The organism is Kitasatospora sp. NPDC004615 (genome assembly GCF_042873545.1).
GTDB lineage: Bacteria > Actinomycetota > Actinomycetes > Streptomycetales > Streptomycetaceae > Kitasatospora.
Genome location: NZ_JBIALQ010000004.1, coordinates 677,392 through 694,970, shown reverse-complemented (window position 1 = coordinate 694,970; position 17,579 = coordinate 677,392). Strand labels below are relative to the sequence as shown.

Sequence of the window (17,579 nt, the reverse complement as noted above, 5' to 3'; positions counted from 1 at the left end):
GGGGCGGAAGCCTGCGGCTTGAGCTCCCGCTGGCGCGGGAGCAACGCCGCTGACGCGGCGTCAGGTGCGGGGGTGACGGCTGCGCCGTCACCGTGCGTGGCGTTGGCCTCGGCTGCGCCTCGGTGGGTGGGTGGGTGGTTGGGGGAATTCGCCGGTGGCGAATTCGCGGGCTTGGTGCGCACCGTTGTGGTGGGCGTTTGGCGTCGCTGCGCTCCGCCTATCGGGCGGCTTTTCTCCGGGCCTACGGCCCGTCAATCGGTCAGCTTTCCGGTCTTGTTGGGCTGGTGTTTTGACGGCCCTACGGGCCGATTGGCTGGCAGGGCTTTTCCGGGCTGCGCCCGGGGGTGAGCGTTGACGATGTGACGCGGAATTCGGGTAGTGGCCCCTCCCTCCGGGAGGGCGGGGTGCCGGCCGGGGCCTGCGGCCCTCGGCGTTGACGATGTGTCGCGGACTTCCGGTATCAGCCACACCCCCACCCCCGGGGGCCCTCCCCCGGCCCCGGCCGATGGCCGGTCCGCCGCCTGGTTGCTGGGCTGACGGCCCATCAACCAGGCGGGGCGGGGCCTGCGGCCCTCGGGAGGCGCCGGTGGGCCTCCGGTCCGGCTCGGGCCTCCCCGACCCGGTGGCGGGCCCTCACCAACGCCCCGGACGGCGGTGGCTGACGGGCCCTCAACCGCAGACTCCGGACTGGAATCCGAAGCGAATCCGGCGGCGTTTCCCTGGCTTCCGTGCAGCTCTATCCTGCCGGTTCCAAGACGGGCGTGAGACGTGAACGGGCAACCTCGCGGCAACCGTCCATCCCGGCTCTATCCGGCCGCGCTTCCGGCGGGAATCCGAATTACCTTCCACTCCTTTTCAGGCGGAAACCAGAAACCCTTTCTGGGCGCAGCGGCGAGGAATCGCATTCAGGCGCGCCGGAAATGGGCCTACGGCCCTCCATGCCGACACGGCGACTGCCCTTCCAGACCGCCCAGGAAATCCCGCCCAACGTCACCCAGGCAATTCCCGAAGTGGCGACACCAAACCGAACACCGGACCAGGACGGCGGCCAGGACGGCGGCCAGGGCGCCACCGGGGCGGAGCGCAACGGGGCGCGGCACCGGGCGGCCAGCGCGAGCACGGGCACAGCAGCCGGACGGCCGAGACCGGCGCAGCGGGACGGCCTGGCGGCCGACCAGAACGACGGCCAGGGCCCGGCACCGGAGCGCGGCACCGGGCGACGCGGGCGGGCCGTCGAGGCCGGCCAACCGGCGCTGCCCAGTGCAACACGAAGTGCAACACGCCCACCCGCTACCGCTCACGGCCACATAACACCTGTTCAGGCCCGCAACACGGCCCCGCGTCGCGGCCCGCCGCACCACCGCGTTGCACCCCCGCGTTGCACCCCCCACCCGCCACCAGGCCACCGGCCACCCCGCCGCCCAGCACCACCACCAGGAGAAGGCCGGCCTTCCCGGCGGCCACCATCCCCGCCGTGCCCGGCGGCGGTCCCGGGGCGGCGTCGGCGGCACCGGACGGCGGCCAGGACCGCCGGCTCCTGGCGGTCGTCGGCACCGGCGGCGGCCACCACCCGAGCAGCAGCCGCGGCCCCGCCCCGCCACCTGTCGCACCCACCTGTCGCGCCCCCACCACACACAGGGGAACAGGGGTATCCGCCCACGTCACAACACACGACAGCACCCCGACGCGACAGGCAACGCGACAGCAAGCGCGACAACCCCCACCCACCACCAGAACAGCGCCGGGACAGCCTCCCGGACCACCACCAGAGCCACCCCCGGGGCGGCCTGACGGCCACCCAGCCGTCCGGCGAAGGGCGCAGCGGCGCAGCGGGACAACAGACGGCCCGGACGGCGGCGCAGCAAGGCGGGCACGGCCACCGGGGGCAACGGCCCCGGCCCTGGACAGTGGCGACCGAGCAGGGCGCAGCAGGCCCGGACGACACGGGGGCCCGGCGACTCCACCCCGGACGAAACCGAACACCGACCTCCCGCCACCACCCCCACCGCCGCAATTCCAACCCGAATTAAGAATGCTACCAACAACCAATCCGACAAATAACCCAACGGAATATCTGGCGGAATTCACCCCGAGTAAAGGTCCAGCAACACCTCACCGGCCCCCAAGCGTTCGACCAGCCTCCCGCACCTCACCAACAGCTACACACAGCCACGGCCTGCCGTCCGCCGCGCTCCCCCAACAGGTCCAACCAAAGGTCCAGACAACACGGTGTGTTGGGCTATTTCGCGCCCACAACACCAACAGGTCACACCCCGCAGCCCCTCGCCAGGTAGAGCCTGGACGTGCAGCACTCGTTGGAGTGAACGGTGTCCGTTCTTCTATCTGCCGGATTCTCAACGGACTTGACTGCCTGGCGGCAGGTCTGTGCGGTGAGGGGTGGGTTTGGTGGATGCGGCGAGGGTGGAGGCGTGCTTCGTCACGGTCGCTGGCGAGGTGGTCCAGCAGCGCCTGGGGCGGGCGGCCGGGCAGGTGCGTTTCGAGGAGTTGGGTCCGGTTGCGGCGTTCCCGGTGGTGCCGGGGCGCAGCTGGGGTCCGGGGTGGTGGTGGTCCTCGACGACGGGGCGGCTGGTGGCGCACGGGTCGATGGCGATGCGGATGCAGTTGATGCTGCTGGACCGCGAGCGTTCGGTGACGGGTCTGGCGGGGCGGCCGGTGCGGCTGTTGTGGCGTGAGGACGATGGCACGGTGCGTTCCTGGGTGCCGCAGCTGTTCGCCCGGTACGCGGACGGCGGGGCGCTGCTGGCCGACTGTCCTGCCGTTCCGGGTGCGGGTGGGCCGGCGGCGCAGCGGGCTGCGCGGGTGCTGGCGCGGGTGTGTGAGGGGGTGGGGTGGGTGTATCGGCGGTTGGATCCGCCGTCGCCGGTGGTGGCGGCGAATGTACGGTGGCTGGCCGGGTACCGGCATCCCCGGTTCGGGGCTGACGGGGTACTGCGTGAGGCGGTGCTGGCGGCGTTCGCGCGGCCGAGGGCGTTGGCGGAGGGGGTCGCGGCGGTGGGTGTGCCGTTGCGGGCGGGGCCGATGGTCTTCCATCTGCTGTGGTCCGGTGCTCTGTCCGCGGAGTTGGCGGATCGGCCGTTGGACGCCGGGACCGTGGTGGGCCGGGGGGTGGCGGCGTGAGCGGCGGGTCGGGCCAGCGGGTGCTGGCGGTGGGCGCGCACATCGTCTTCGACGGGCGGGCCTGGCAGGTGGTCGGAGTGGAGGGGCAGCTGGTGCGGCTGGCTGGCGAGCGGGGCGAGGTCGCCACCGTGCTGGCCGGGCACCTGGTGGCGGCGCAGGACTTCGCGGTGACCAGCGCGCGGCCGCAGGCGGGGGTGCCGCAGTGGGGGCTGTTCCAGACGGTGCCGGTACGCGAGCAGGAGAAGGCGCTGGCCTGGCAGCGGCACATCCAGGAAGTGGAGTTCGGGCTCGTCGGCGGGGAGGGCGCGGCAGGGGTGCCGCGGCCGCAGTACGACCCGCTCTCGCGCACGCTCGCCGAGCGGGAGCAGGCCAAGGCCGACGAGCTCACCGCGCTGGGGTGGGAACGCGTCGCTGTCAGCACGGTGCAGCGGATGCGGTTGAACTACCGGCGCCAGGGGCTGTGGGGGCTGGTCGACCACCGCACCACCAAGCCGGTCAGCCGCACTGGGCGCGCCGACGAGAAGGTCGTCGCCGCGGTGCTGGAGGCGCTGCGGCGCCAGCGCGGCCGTTCCAAGGGCACGGTGAAGGGGTTGATGCAGCTCACCCGCCAGATGCTGGACGAGCGGTACGGAGTGGGGGCGGTGAAGCTTCCGGCGCAGGCGACGTTCTACCGGCTGGTGAAGGCGCTGGCCGACCCCGCCGAACTGCCCGGCCGGCCCGCACGCACCGCCACCGCCTCACCGGGGCGGCCGTTCACGCCGGCGGCGGCGCTGCGGCCGGGCGAGCAGGTCATGCTCGACTCCACCCGCCTGGACGTCATGGCCGTCTTCGCCGACGGCACCACCGGCCGCCCGGAGCTGACCATCGCGCTGGACGTCGCCACCCGCTCCATCCTGGCCGCCGTCCTGCGCCCGGCAAGCACCAAGGCCGTCGACGCGGCGCTGCTGCTCGCCGAGATGGCCGTCCCGCACCCACTGCGCACCGCCTGGCCCGACGCCCTGGCGTTGTCGCGCGCGCCCGTGCCGTACGAGGACCTCCTGGACGCGGACTCCCGCCTGGAGGCCGCCGCGGGCCGCCCAGTGGTGGTGCCGGAGACCGTGGTCGTCGACCGCGGCCGGATCTTCCTGTCCGCGGCATTCCTGGCCGCCTGCGAGAGCCTGGGCATCAGCGTGCAGCCCACCCCGCCCCGGCGCCCCACCGCCAAGGGCCACGTCGAGCGCGCCTTCGGGTCCGTCAACACCCTGTTCTGCCAGCACGTCGCCGGCCACACCGGCTCCAACGTCCTGCGCCGCGGATCCGACAGCCAGCGCGAAGCCGTGTGGAGCGTCGCCCAACTGCAGGACATGCTCGACCAGTGGATCACCACCGAGTGGCAGAACCGCCCCACCGAGGGACTGCGCCACCCCTCGATGCCCGCCACCGCCCTGACCCCGAACGAGATGTGGGGCGCCATGCTCGGCGCCACCGGGCACGTGCCGCTCCCCCTGAGCGGCGACGACTACATCGAACTGCTGCCCGTGGTCTGGAAACCGATCACCGAGCGCGGCATCCGCCTGAACCACCGCACCTACGACCACCCCGCGCTCAACGACTACCGCGGCCAGCCCTCCAGTGTCACGGCGCAGCAGGGCCGGTGGGAGGTCCACCACAACCCCCACGACGCCCGCCGGATCTGGGTCCGCCTCGGTGACGGCGGCTTCACGCCCATCCCGTGGATCCACGCCGACCACGTCCACCAGCCCTTCGGCGACCAGCTGTGGCAGCACCTCAAGGACACCGTCGCCCGGCGCGGGGACCGCGACCGGCACGAAGCCGACCTCGCCCAGGCCCTCGACGACCTCCTGCGCCGCGCACGCACCGGCACCGCCCACCCCCGCGAACACGCCCTGATCACCCGCCACGCACCCGCCGCCCTCCCCCTCCACACCGACAGGCCTACCGGGCCCGACACCGTGGATGACCCGGGCGGGCAGGCAACGAGGCGCGGTGAAACGAGGCCGCGGAAGCGGACAACCGCTGCAGGAAACGCCGGCCCCGGGCAGCAGCCGAACGATCGCGGGCACGCCGTTCCGCGGCCACGGCCGGCCGGCGCCGCACGGGCCGGGACGGCGGCCGGGGAAGACGAGGCCCCCGCGGCGCTGTTCGACGCCACCGCACCGTGGCCCACACCGGTGCCGCCCCCGGGAAGTCCGGCCCCGGGCGGTGAGGACGACGAGGACGGCCTCGACGACGCCGGTCCCGGCTGGGACGACGCGGACGACCTGGACGGCGCGGATGCGGGGGACGCCGGCTTCGGGCTGTTCGACGCCGCCGAGGAGGCGCAGCAGTGGTGACCCCGACCGCCCGTCAGCCCGCGGCCCAGGCCGGGAGCGCAACGCCCACCACCTGGGAGGAATGGCGGCGCTTCGTCGACCGCCGGCGACCCGCACCGCCCTCACCCGAGGGGCCCCGGCGCAGCGCCGCCCAGCGGCTGGCCTACCACTCCCGGTTCGTCGTCGTACGCACCCCGGCCCTCGACAAGATCACCACCAGCGTGCGCACCCTCACACTGCTCGGGCGCCACCAGGACGGCACCGCCCGCCCCGGACTGATCGTCACCGGGCCGCCCACCACCGGCAAGAGCACCGCCCTCCAGGAAGTCGGGCGCACCTACGAGCTGCACCAGCGGTCCCTGTCCCACACTCCCGTCCCCGGGCGGGCGCCGGTCGCGTACATCCTGGTGCCGCCCGGAGCGAGCGCCAAGAGCCTGGCCGCCGAGTTCGCCCGTTTCGTAGGACTGCCGGTCGGCCCGCGCATGACCCAGGCCCTGCTCACCGCGACTGTCTGCAGCATGTACACCAGCCTGGGGGTGAGCCTGGTCCTGGTGGACGAGATCCACCGCCTCAACCCCCGCACCACAGGCGGCGCCGAGGCCGCCGACTTCCTCAAAGACCTCTCCGAACGGCTTCCCGCGACGTTCGTGTACGCCGGCGTCGACGTCACCGACACCCCGCTGTTCTCCGGTGTGCGCGGCGCCCAGCTCGCCGGGCGCGCCTCACTGGTCGACTGCGACCCCCTGCCCGCCCGCCACGGCCACCACACACCGTTCCGTTCCACCGTGGCCGCGTTCGAGAACGCCCTCGACCTCACCGCCCACCGCCCCGGCTCCCTGCGCCGCCTGGCCCCCTACCTGCACGAGCGCACCGCAGGCCGCATCGGCAGCCTCTCCCGCCTCATCCGCGAAGCCGCGATCACCGCCATCGTCGACGGCACCGAGAAGATCACCAAGACCTCCCTCGACGCGATCACCCTCGACCACCTCGCCGAAGAACACCACCGCCCCACCCACCAGGCCCGACGCCGACCGCCCGGCCCGAGATGAGCACCCACCCGGGCCGGGCAGCGCACCCCGCGCTGCCCACCCCCGCGCCCACCACCCAGGACATCCGGCCCCTGCCGGCGGAGAGCACCGCCTCCTGGCTCACCCGCCTCGCCCAAGCCCACCACCTCCCCCCGCCCTACCTCCTGGACGGACTGAACATCACCACCACCGGCCGCCCCGGCCACACGCCAGGAGGATCCGAGATCCACCTCGACCACACGGCGCAGCACCACCTCGCCGCGTTCACCCGCGTCCCCCACCACCACCTCACCCGCGCCCTGCCCCGCCTGAACGCCCTCCCCCCAGTCCCCGCCCGCCCCGGCCACACAGGCGGCCACGCCACCTGGCAAAGGCTCGAAGCCCACGAGGCACCCGCGCGGTCCTGCCCCACCTGTACCCTGCGCCGCACCCACGGCACCACCGGCCGGGCCCTGGCCTACCTGCCCGACCACACACGGCTGTGTCCGCACCACCACCACTGGGCCGCCGGCCCCCACCACAGCCTCGATACCGCCGCGCTCCCCGAACTCACCCGCGCCCACGCGAGCCACCAGCGCCTACAACGCCGCGCGGACACCGCGGACGCGTGGACCTGGGCCACCGCGGTCACCACCCGCTGGCACGACCACTGCACCCACGCCACCCTCACCGCCCGCTGGCAGCACCGCCGACGCCTCCTCCAGGCCACCAACCCCGGCGTGCAGCCCGTGACCGGCTCCTGGACACTCCTGGCCCGTGACGCCGTCACCTACCCCGAAACCGTCACCCTCGCCCGGACCCTGGCCACCACTGGACTGTTCCCCGCACCCCGCCACGGCCGCCCCCACCCAGCCGTACGCGCATTCCTCGACCACACCGCCAACACGCTCGGCCTGCCCCGCCTCACCCCACTACCCGCAGACCTCCTCACCACCTGGACCCGACACCACACCCGATAAACCCCCAGGCCGACCGGGCACCCAGCCACCCCCGAGCCCACCCAGGTGCACACAGGGCTCTCATTCAGACTGCGGGAATCCCCACCACTTCTCATGGCATCCACAAGTTCTCGATCAACCACCAAAACCCCCAGGTCAACCAGCCAAGGCAGCCAGCCGGCGGCATCCTTCAGAACCGGCCCCGCCCCGAACACGACCCCGCCACGGCCCGGTTCTTCTCAACCAACCCATCAACCCCCAGCCCGGAAACAAGGCTCCTCAGCCGATCACCGACCCGCCACACCGGCGCCCCGTTCGTCAGCTCCGCGTTCTACCCGTCCGACGACCTGTGGCACGGCGGGGCGGGACAGGCCGGCACCTTCACCTTCACCCCGGCCACCGGCGTCACCGACCAGACCGCCTTCGTCTACAGCCTCGACGGCGCCGCCGCGGTGACCGTCGATGCCACTGGCGCGGCGAACGCCACCATCACCCCCACCACTGACGGCCACCACACCCTGAAGGTCCAGTCGAAGGACCGGGCGGGCAACCTGTCCGACCCGACCGTCCACTCCTTCTCGGTCGGCCAGGCCGGACTCGTCTCCCCGGTCGACGGCAGCCAGTCCGCCAAGCGCGTCAAGCTCCAGGTCGACGCCCAGACCCAGTACAAGCGGGTGGTCTACCAGTACCGGCGAGGTCCCGGCGCAACTGAGTACAACGTGCCGCTCGCCAACCTGACCAAGGCCGACAACACCCCCGTCACCGACCCCAAGCCGCTGCTGGCCGATCTCGGCCCGCACGCCAACTGGACGGTGGTCGACACCCTCGGCAACGTCGGCGGCGTCGTCCAGATCCGTGCCCTGCTGTTCCCGCAGGACGGCTCCGGTAACGGCTACGCCACCGCCTGGAACACCATCACTGTCGACCGCAACGCCGACGGCGCGGCCGGCACCGGCATCGGCCCCGGCTCGGTCAACCTGCTCACTGGCGACTACTCCGTCGACGTCACCGACGCCGACGAGTTCGGCGCCTCGGTGAAACGGACCTCCTCCTCGCGCGACCTCGCGCGCGGCTGGCAGCCGCAGGGCGAGCGCCTGACGGCCAATCAGCGGCAGATCGGCTACGGCACCGACGGCTTCACCGCCGGCCAGAACACCGTCGAACGCTCCACCGCGCGCGGTCACGACAACAGCACCGACTCACTGCGGATCGTCGCGACCGGCCAGGACTCCTACGCCGCCGTCGGCGGCGACAACTCCATGGCCATGGGCATGCAGCCGGGCAAGACCTACCGGCTCACCGGCTGGATCTACGTCCCCGGTGCCACAGGCCTCAGCCCCAACTACACCGACCGAGGTCTGCGCCTGGCCGGCTTCACCCGCACCTCCGCGGGCTACGCCCAGGTGACCTCGCAGAAGGCCGCCTTCACCGACGGCTGGCAACAGCTGACTGTCGACATGTTCGTCCCACAGGGCGCGACAGAGGCGTTCTTCCGCCTCTACAACGGGTTCTCGGCGGCCGGCAAGGAGGTGTTCTTCGACGACCTGTCGCTGAAGGAGATCGTCGCGCCGTTCGGCCCGCAGTGGTCCGGCGGCCCGGACGCGGGAGCCGGCTCCGACTACCGCTCGCTGGTCTTCCCCGAGTCCGATCTGGCGGAGATCAAGCTCACCGACGACTCCTCGCTCACCTTCGCCAAGGGCACCGACGGAACCTTCTTCCCCGAGCCCGGCGCCGAGTCCCTCACGCTCACCGCGCAGCCGGCCGTCGCGGGGCGGATCACCACCCCGACCACCGGACGCTGCCTGGACGTCAACGGCTCCAACACGGCCAACGGCACCGCCGTACAGACCTGGGACTGCAACCCGTCCACCGCGCAGCAGTGGACTCTCGCCGACGACGGCTCGCTCCAGGCACTCGGCAAGTGCCTGGACGTTCCGAACAGTTCCACCGCGGACTACGTCAAGCTCCAGTTGTGGGAGTGCAACCGCAGCGGCGCCCAGAAGTGGGAGCTCCGCCCGGACGGCAGTCTGATGAACGCCAACTCCGGCAAGTGCCTCGACGCCCCCGACTCCGGCGGGCAGGGCACCCAGGTCACCCAGCACTGGTGCCACGGCGGTCTCAACCAGAAGTGGACGCCCGACAACACCGGTACCACCTACAAGCTCACCGACCTCGACGGCACCACCACGGTGTTCGGCCGCGGCCGGGGCACCAATCAATTCCTGGTCCAGAGCGAGACCGGCCCCGAGGCGGCCTCCACCACCCGCTACGTCTACGACATCACCGACGGCCGTGCGCTTCCCAAGCGCGCCGTCCCGACGGTGGAGCCCGGTGTGGACGACGCCGGCGGATGCCTCACCGATCCGCTGCCGCGCGGCTGCGAGGCAATGGACTTCGACTACGCAACCTCGACCACCGCGGTGGCCGGGACACTCGGTGACTTCACCGACCGGATCCGCTCCGTCAAGGCATGGTCGTGGAACCCGGCCACATCCAAGCAGGAGGCCGTCGAGGTCACCCGATACCTGTACGACGAACAGGGCCGGATGGTGCAGGTCTGGGACCCGCGCCTCGACCAGCCGCTGAAGACCGCCTACTCGTATGACGCCACCGGCCGGGTCAAGCGGATCGCCCCCGCGGGCGAGCTGCCGTGGGACTTCGACTACGGCGCGGCGGCCGGTGACCCGGACGCCGGACGGCTCCTGAAGGTCCGCCGCGGAACCCTGGCGCCGGGCACGCAGGCCCAGGTCAACGGCGAAATCGCCACCAAGGTCGTCTACAACGTGCCGCTGACCCGCGGCGCGGGCGGCCCGTACGACCTGTCCGGCGCGGACGTCACGCAGTGGGCGCAGACCGACGCCCCCACCGACGCCACCGCAGTGTTCGGACCGGAGGACGAGCCGGGCACCCACTCGGCGACGGCCACCGCCCCGGGCAAGGACGGCTACAAGCCCGCCACGGTGCACTACCTCAACGCCTCCGGCAACGAGGTCAACACCGCCACCCCGTCGGTCGTCGACAAGGGAGACATCGACACCAGCGAGTATGACCGCTACGGCCATGCCGTGCGCACGCTCAGCGCCACCAACCGGTCGATCGCACTGGGCAGCCACCCGGACAGCGCGCGGTTCACCGACGAACTCGGCCTGCCCGCCGCGTCCGCGGACCGGGCCCGCCTGCTCGACTCCCGCACCACCTACAGCACCGACGGCATCGACGTCACCGAGACCCTCGGGCCGCTGTACCGCGCCACCCTCTCCGAGGACATCGCGGGCGGCACCGCCCCGGCAAGCGTCACCGTCGAGGGCGAGAACATGCCCCGCCTCGGCACCACCGCGCAGGTCATCACCCAGAACGATGGCGGCTGGGTCGGCGGAGGCGGCTGGTCCGGCAACGCACAGGTGATGCTGGTCGGCAAGAAGGCCGGCGACAGCGCCTCGTTCCGGGTCACCGTCCCGGAGGAGGGCAAGTACCTGCTCTCCGCAAAGATGACCAAGGCCGCCGACTACGGCGTCGTCAAGTTCGTCCTCGACGGCACCGACGTCACCGGCAGCTTCGACGGCTACAACAACGTCGTCACCACCTCCCCGTGGTCCGCCGGAAGCGCCGTACAGCTGGCCCGCGGCGACCACCAGCTCGACCTGGTCGTCACCGGCACCAACCCGTCCGCCGTCTCGCCGTTCTACCAGGCGGGCATCGACACCCTGACCCTGACCAAGACCACGCTCAACCCGTCACTCGCCGCCGGCACCCCGGTCCTGGTCCGCGACCACAACACCAGCACCTACGACGAAGGAAAGCCCGACGGAGCGGCCTACCACCTGGTCACCACCGCCACCGACGGCGCCCGAATCGACGGCTACGCGCAGGACACCGAACTGCGGGTCACCAAGAACGGCTACGACACACCGATCGGCGGCACCTCCGGCTGGACTCTGAAGACGCCGACGTCGGTCACCACCGACGCTGCCGGGCAGGCGCTCACCGCGACGATCAAGTATGACGCCTCCGGTCGTGCGCTGGAGTCCCGCAAGCCCGGCTCGACGGGCACGGACGCGACCACCGTCAAGACCGTGTTCTACACGGCCGGCGCGAACCCGGACGACGCCGCGTGCGGCAACCGCCCCGAGTGGGCGGGCAGCCCCTGCACCACCGGCCCCGGCGGTGCGATCGCCGGCGGCGACTCGACACGCATGCCAACCACCCTGCCCGTCAAGAGGATCACCAGGTACTCGCGCTTCGGCGAGCCCGAGGAAGTCACGGAGACCAACGCGGGCAAGTCCCGCAAGTCCGTGACGGTCTACGACGGTGCGGACCGGATCGTCTCCACGCAGATCACCTCGGACGAGGGTCTGGCCCTGCCGCAGGTCACCACGGAGTACGACCCGGCCACCGGCGACATCGTCAAGACTGCTTCCGGCGGCAAGTCGCTCACCCGCGTCCTGGACACGCTCGGCCGGCTGATCTCCTACACGGACGCCGACGGCGGCACCACCACCACCGAGTTCGACAAGTACGGCAAGCCCACCAAGGTCACCGACCCCACCGGGTCGACGTCCTACGGCTACGACCGTGCCAAGGAACCCCGCGGCATGGTCACCTCCGTCACCGACAGCGTGGCGGGCGAGTTCACCGCGACGTACGGCCCCAACGGTCAGCTGACCGAGCAGACGTACCCCGGCGGGATCGTCCGCAAGGACACCTTCAACGCGGTGGGCGAGGCCACCGGCCGCACCTACACCCGCGCTGCCGACGGCGCGACCGTCTGGTCGCAGTCGGTCGACGTGTCCACCCAGGGCGCCGTCGCCAAGGACACCTCGTCCACCGCGACCCGCTCCTACAGCTACGACCGTCTCGGCCGCCTCACCAAGGCCGAGCAGAGCACCGTCGCCGCCGGCTGCGTGACACGCCAGTACACCTTCGACGCGCACTCCAACCGCCTGGCGAAGCTCACCTCCGCGTCCACCGAGACCGGGGCGTGCAGCACCGCCAATCCGGCCGCTGAGAACCACACCTACGACAGCGCCGACCGCCTCACCGACGCGGGCTTCACGTACGACGCCTTCGGCCGCACCGTGACCACCGGCAGCGGCTCGACCAACACCTACTGGGCCAACGACAAGGTCGCGTCCCAGGAGAAGGGAGACACCAAGCAGGAGTGGCAGGTCGACGCCGCGCACCGGCTGACCGCCTTTACCGCCTCGAAGAAGCAGGCCGACGGCTCGTGGGCGAACGCCTCGTCGAAGCTGAACCACTACGGTGACGACAGCGACGAGGTCCGCTGGACCGTCGAGGACACCACGCAGGGCAGCCTGACCCGCAACGTGTCCGGCCCGGACAGCGACCTGGTGGCGACCACGAGCAAAAGCGGCGACGTCACCCTCCAGCTGACCAACCTGTTCGGCAGCGTCGTGGTCACCACCGACACCGCGCTCACCAAGCCCGTGGTGCTGGACTTCGACGAGTTCGGCATCCCACAGGACGGCCAGGCAAACGTCCGCTACGGCTGGCTCGGCGGCAAACAACGCTCCGCCGAAGCCCTCGACGGCGACATCCTCATGGGTGCCCGCCTCTACAGCCCGGCACTCGGCCGCTTCCTCCAGACCGACCCAACCCCGGGCGGCAACGCCAGCCCGTACGACTACTGCACCGGCGACCCGATCAACTGCACCGATCTCGACGGCAACTGGGGTTTCTCCTTCAAGAAGGTCCTCAACGTCGTCGCCAAGGTCGCCGAAGTCGCCTCCTACATCCCCGGCCCGATCGGAGCCGCCGCCGCAGCGGTCTCCTCCATCTCGTACGCCGCCACCGGCAACTGGGCCAAGGCTGGTGAGATGGCACTGACCGCCGCGGCCCAGGTGGTCGGCGCTGGTATCGCGGCCAAGGGCGCGATCACCGCGGTGAAGGCGGTACGGGCCAGCCGCGCGGCCAAGGGGGCAGCGAGCACGTCACGCCAGGTCCTTCGCCTGCAGAACAAGGTGGTCAAGATGGCGAAGAGTCGCGGCTACTCGAAGATGAACGATCTCGACGGCCCCCTGTGGGGCACGGACGTCCATCCGAGGCGCGGCCCCGCGCGGCTCAAGAACATCCTCATGCACACACCGGAACAGTTGGCCAAGGTGAAGGCGGCAGGATTCACGAAGCGCAACGTAAGGCTGGTCAAGAATTATTTCAGCAAGATTGACAAGGTCTCCAGGAAGCGCGGAGTGAACGTCAACCCGAACGCCCGGCCGCGGGCCGACCTGATGCGGTACTATCTGAAAAACTGGTAGCTGACCGGCCGGGCGGCGAAATTCGGGAGAGTTTCGCCGCCCGGCCCCTTTTCCAACCTTATTCAACTCTTCTCCGCAAAGGAGATCCCGTGGTCCTCCCCGCTCCGACATTCAGATTCCGGGTCGACATCGACGAGGGAGAATCCCTCGAAATCGTCATCGAGCCGTCCGGAATGGTCGTCGAAATCGACCACTCCGACTACCTCACGGTCGAACTCCCGGTGGCACCGGGCGTCATGGACACCGTGATCTCGCATTCCCCCGGACGATTGACGATCAGCGAACCGGGCGGCGACGGCGTCGCCCGGGTCTGGAATTCGAGCGGAGAGCAGATCTGGTAGGAAGCCTCGCTCCCCTGCCGTTCTCCCACCCCCCTCCCCGCCGCAGGGTTCCGGCCTGCCCCGCCCCGCCCCGCCTCCTGGGCGGCGGGGCGGACGTTCTACCAACGCCGTTCAGTTAGGACGGTCTCTGGGGCGTCAAGGGTCGGTTGTGAGCATGTTGATGCCGATGGTGGCTTTGTAGGTTGTCCGGTCGATAGCGGGTCCACGTACGTTGCACTTGGAGATCCCCTGGTGCAGTCCTTGAGCGGGTAGAGCTTGAGCCGATCCGGGTGACAGACCGGCTCCCGCTTCGTACAGGTGGGCAGAGGCTCGGCGCTCCACAACCACGAAGGGGCACCGACCGCGTCGGCGGTCAGCGCCCCTTCGTGTCCAGGCAGGTCAGCTGTAGAGGCTCGCGCCGAGTTCTACAAGCCGCTGGCCGGCGCCGGTGGCGACGGCCGTCGTGGCTTTGCATCAGCTGCGCGAGGCTCACCTCGGCCCGCAGGGCGGAGAACCGAGGCAAGTAGGGCACCTGCAGTGATCAGCCGGCCTTGGCGGGTGCTTCGGTCCGTGCCCGGATCGAGGCGAGGCGGTAGGAGTCGGCGACGGACAGGCAGTATGGCTTCGTTCACGTGAAGTAGCAGCGTTTGGTCAGCAGTTTGGTCAGCAGTTGGCGATCTTTAGTGCTGCAGATGTTCACGAGAAGTGACGTCATCGTGGTGCCATCGGAGTGTGGCGGAAGCGGTCCGTCTCTTGATCATCGGTCGTTAGACTCCCGGGGTCGGGTGCTGTCGGTGGACTGGAAGGCCACGTCATGGACGATGACCGTTGGGCCGACTGGCCGGAACGGTGGGTCGGCACGGACTGTGATGTGCGGGCAGCCGTGGGCGCGATCCCGCAGGAGGCCAAGGACGGGTTCAGGTACGACAAGGTCCCCTGGCAGCGGTACGAGCACTTCTACGGCCCGGGAGTGGAAATCCCCGGCCTTCTCACCACGCTCAGCTCCGCAGACGTCGAAGCCGCCGACGAGGCATTGGGGCGCCTCTGGACGAATCTCCACCACTAGGGCGGCACGATCGCGGTGGGAGCGCTGGCGGTGCCGTTCCTGCTCCGGATCGTGGCGACAGGGCACCCCGGGCTTCGTGCCCGGACCCTGCGCCTGGTCGCCGAGATCGGCCGGTGTCAGCACATGGGGGACGGATCGCGTGAAGGCATGCTCCAAGTAGCCGAGGAGCCACTGATGATCGACGGCAGCACGATGTGCCCGGTGGACTGGACGATCCAGGCCGCCCGGCAGACCGTCACCGACGACCTGCCACTCCTGCTCCCGCTTCTCGCTGACCCCGACCCCGAGGTCCGCTCCACTGCCGCCTACGTTCTAGCGGCGGCAACCGGAGACTTCTCGAACGTCTCCTCGGCCCTGCGGTTCAGGCTGGCGGAGGAAGCCGACGCGGTAGTCCGGGTGAGCCTGATCCTGGCGATCGCCCAACTCGCCCGCGAGCACCAGGACGGTCACGCGCCCCGATGGGCCCGGGACCTCTGGTCGGACCCGGGACAACCATACGAGGTCCGCATCGGCGCCGGCCTGGCCTGGCTGTGCCTGGTCGCCGACCCCGCCCCGGACGGACTCCGCGCCCTCCTCACCGAGCCCGGTATTCACCAGTACAACGACTTGCTCGGGCCGGTGCCATGGCTCACCTGGGTCGACCTCACCGGTTTCGGGTTGCGTAGCTGCATCGACGAAATGCTTGCGGCGAACAGCCCCGGAAAGATTGATGACGACCCATGGGGTGCGGGACCGTCAAGGTAAAGCCTGCGGAGGTCAGCCAGCCTTGGCGGGTGCTTCGGTTCGCGCCCGAGTCGAGGCGAGCCGGTAGGAGTCGGTGCCGGTTTCGATGATGGTGCCGTTGAAGGTGAGACGGTCGACGATGGCCGCGCAGAGGCGGGGGTCGGTGAAGGTCTTGGTCCAGCCGCCGAAGGACTCGTTGGAGGCGATGGCGACGCTGTTCTTCTCCTCGCGTTCGGTGAGGACCTGGAAGAGCAGTTCGGCGCCGTGGCGATCGAGTTCCATGTAGCCGAGTTCGTCGATGCAGAGCAGGTCGACGCGGCCGTAGCGGGCGATCGTTTTGTTCAGCTGCTTCTCGTCGGCGGCCTCCACCAGCTCGTTCACCAGCTTGGTGGCCAGCGTGTAGCGGACGCGGTAGCCCTGCATGGCGGCTTCGGTGCCCAGGGCGATGAGCATGTGGGACTTGCCGGTGCCGGAGTCGCCGATCAGGCAGAGCGGCTGGCTCTTCTTGATCCACTCGCAGCTGGCGAGGGTATTGATCACGGCGGGGTCGATGTTGGGGTTGGCGTCGAAGTCGAAGGCCCGCAGCGACTTGTCGCGGGGGAACCCGGCGGCCTTGATCCGCCGTTCCGAGCGGCGTCGGCCCCGGTCGTCGCACTCGGCCATCAGCAGCTCGGCGAGGAAACCGCGGTAGGTCATCTGGTCCTTGACCGCGCGGTCGGCGATGTCGGCGAACTCGTTGCGGATCGACGGCAGCCGCAGCAGCCGGCAGGCGGTGTCGATGGCCGTGGTCGCGGCCTGCTCGGTCAGGTTCCGCTGGCGGGGCAGGGTCATGGAGCTCATGGGGCTTCTCCCTCTCGCAGGTCACCGCCGCCGGCGCGGCGGTGTCGGAGCAACTGGTCGTAGTGGCTGACCGATGGCAGCGGCCTGGTGTCCTGCGGAAGGTGGTTGAGCTTCCACTCGTGCAGGAACGTCACCGTCCCGGCAACCGGCCTCGGGGCTGGGACTTCGACGGCGGGCTCGTCCTCGATCTGGGCGGCCTTACGGGCCTCCAGGGCGACCGCGTCCGCGGTCAGCGCCCCCGCCCGCAGCGCGGTGGCCAGGCCGGCGACGATGTGCTCGTGGGCGAGGTGACGGCCCAGCAGCAGCACGTCGATCAGCGCCCGGGTGCCCTCGGCGTCGCCGTGGGCCCGGACCGCCGCGGCCCACCAGGCGTCGTGGACCGGGGTGAACTTCCCCGCGGAGCGGGCCTGGTCGAGCGCCGTCGCGTCGGGGAAGGCCCCGGGCTTGCGGACCAGCGCCTCCAGGTAGTGGTCCAGCTCCAGCCGGCAGGCACCCTTGGCGATCAGCCGCTCGTGCCGGGCGACCTCGACGTTCCTGTCGTAGACCACCAGGTGGGAGGCATGCAGCAGCACCCGGACCCGCTTGCCGATCAGGCGGACCGGCACCGAGTATCGGTTGGTGCGAACCGGGATCTGCCCGTAGCGGTCGACCCGCGGTGTGAACACCCGCCCGGTCTCGAACGGGTCCTCAGGCATCGGCAGCAACCGCGGCCGCTCGTCCTCGAAGTACTCGTCGACCGTCCTCGCCCGAGAGCCGATCCGACGCCGCCCGTCGTGCCGGTCCCACTGCTCGACCAACTCGTTCAGCTCCGCCAGCGACTCGACCTCCGGCACCGGAACGAAGTGGTTGCGCCGAAAATAGCCGATCTGGCCCTCGACGCCGCCCTTCTCGTGGGCGCCGTCGATGCCGGGCCGACAGTAGAAGCTCGAGGGGGGTCAGGCC

General features: G+C 70.8%; 10 protein-coding genes. 8 read left to right on the top strand and 2 right to left on the bottom strand.

Annotated elements, in window-relative coordinates; all coding sequences use genetic code 11:
- Positions 1-2,406: 2,406 nt before the first annotated feature.
- The 8 genes from ACFYS8_RS17830 to ACFYS8_RS17795 all read left to right on the top strand — a co-directional run bounded on the left by ACFYS8_RS17830 (position 2,407) and on the right by ACFYS8_RS17795 (position 15,818).
- On the top strand, positions 2,407-3,138 hold the full coding sequence (locus tag ACFYS8_RS17830) for a TnsA-like heteromeric transposase endonuclease subunit (RefSeq protein WP_387642114.1): 732 nt from the start codon (positions 2,407-2,409) through the stop codon (positions 3,136-3,138).
- The gene (locus ACFYS8_RS17825) at positions 3,135-5,471 is read left to right on the top strand and encodes a Mu transposase C-terminal domain-containing protein (protein ID WP_387642111.1); all 2,337 of its coding nucleotides are present in this window, start codon (positions 3,135-3,137) and stop codon (positions 5,469-5,471) included. Before ACFYS8_RS17830 ends, ACFYS8_RS17825 begins: the two co-directional genes overlap by 4 nt.
- A complete protein-coding gene (locus ACFYS8_RS17820) occupies positions 5,465-6,499 on the top strand; it encodes an AAA family ATPase (protein WP_387642109.1) in 1,035 nt (344 codons plus the stop codon). Before ACFYS8_RS17825 ends, ACFYS8_RS17820 begins: the two co-directional genes overlap by 7 nt.
- The gene (locus tag ACFYS8_RS17815; RefSeq protein ID WP_387642107.1) at positions 6,496-7,437 is read left to right on the top strand and encodes a TniQ family protein; all 942 of its coding nucleotides are present in this window, start codon (positions 6,496-6,498) and stop codon (positions 7,435-7,437) included. The genes ACFYS8_RS17820 and ACFYS8_RS17815 overlap by 4 nt, the downstream gene beginning before the upstream one ends.
- A 431-nt stretch (positions 7,438-7,868) precedes the next feature.
- On the top strand, positions 7,869-13,688 hold the full coding sequence (locus ACFYS8_RS17810; RefSeq protein ID WP_387642104.1) for a ricin-type beta-trefoil lectin domain protein: 5,820 nt from the start codon (positions 7,869-7,871) through the stop codon (positions 13,686-13,688).
- 89 nt (positions 13,689-13,777) lie between these two features.
- Entirely contained in the window at positions 13,778-14,029 is a 252-nt protein-coding gene (locus ACFYS8_RS17805; RefSeq protein ID WP_387642102.1) for a hypothetical protein, read from the top strand.
- Positions 14,030-14,822: 793 nt separating this feature from the next.
- Positions 14,823-15,074 carry a hypothetical protein gene (locus ACFYS8_RS17800; RefSeq protein ID WP_387642099.1) on the top strand — a complete coding sequence of 84 codons (252 nt, stop codon included), beginning with the start codon at positions 14,823-14,825 and terminating at the stop codon, positions 15,072-15,074.
- Positions 15,075-15,248: 174 nt separating this feature from the next.
- Entirely contained in the window at positions 15,249-15,818 is a 570-nt protein-coding gene (locus tag ACFYS8_RS17795; protein WP_387642097.1) for a hypothetical protein, read from the top strand.
- 12 nt (positions 15,819-15,830) lie between these two features.
- Here the strand turns inward: ACFYS8_RS17795 and istB are convergent, their stop codons facing one another.
- Positions 15,831-16,628, bottom strand: a complete 798-nt coding sequence (gene istB / locus ACFYS8_RS17790) for an IS21-like element helper ATPase IstB (RefSeq protein WP_387642195.1) — start codon at positions 16,626-16,628, stop codon at positions 15,831-15,833.
- Between the two features lie 5 nt (positions 16,629-16,633).
- Entirely contained in the window at positions 16,634-17,470 is an 837-nt protein-coding gene (locus ACFYS8_RS17785; RefSeq protein ID WP_387642095.1) for a hypothetical protein, read from the bottom strand.
- Positions 17,471-17,579: the final 109 nt, after the last annotated feature.

Bases quoted from the DNA above. Each gene is read 5' to 3' on its own strand.
- ACFYS8_RS17800 (WP_387642099.1), top strand. From the start codon at position 14,823: ATGGACGATGACCGTTGGGCCGACTGGCCGGAACGGTGGGTCGGCACG.
- istB (WP_387642195.1), bottom strand. From the start codon at position 16,628: ATGACCCTGCCCCGCCAGCGGAACCTGACCGAGCAGGCCGCGACCACG.
- ACFYS8_RS17815 (WP_387642107.1), top strand. From the start codon at position 6,496: ATGAGCACCCACCCGGGCCGGGCAGCGCACCCCGCGCTGCCCACCCCC.
- ACFYS8_RS17795 (WP_387642097.1), top strand. From the start codon at position 15,249: ATGATCGACGGCAGCACGATGTGCCCGGTGGACTGGACGATCCAGGCC.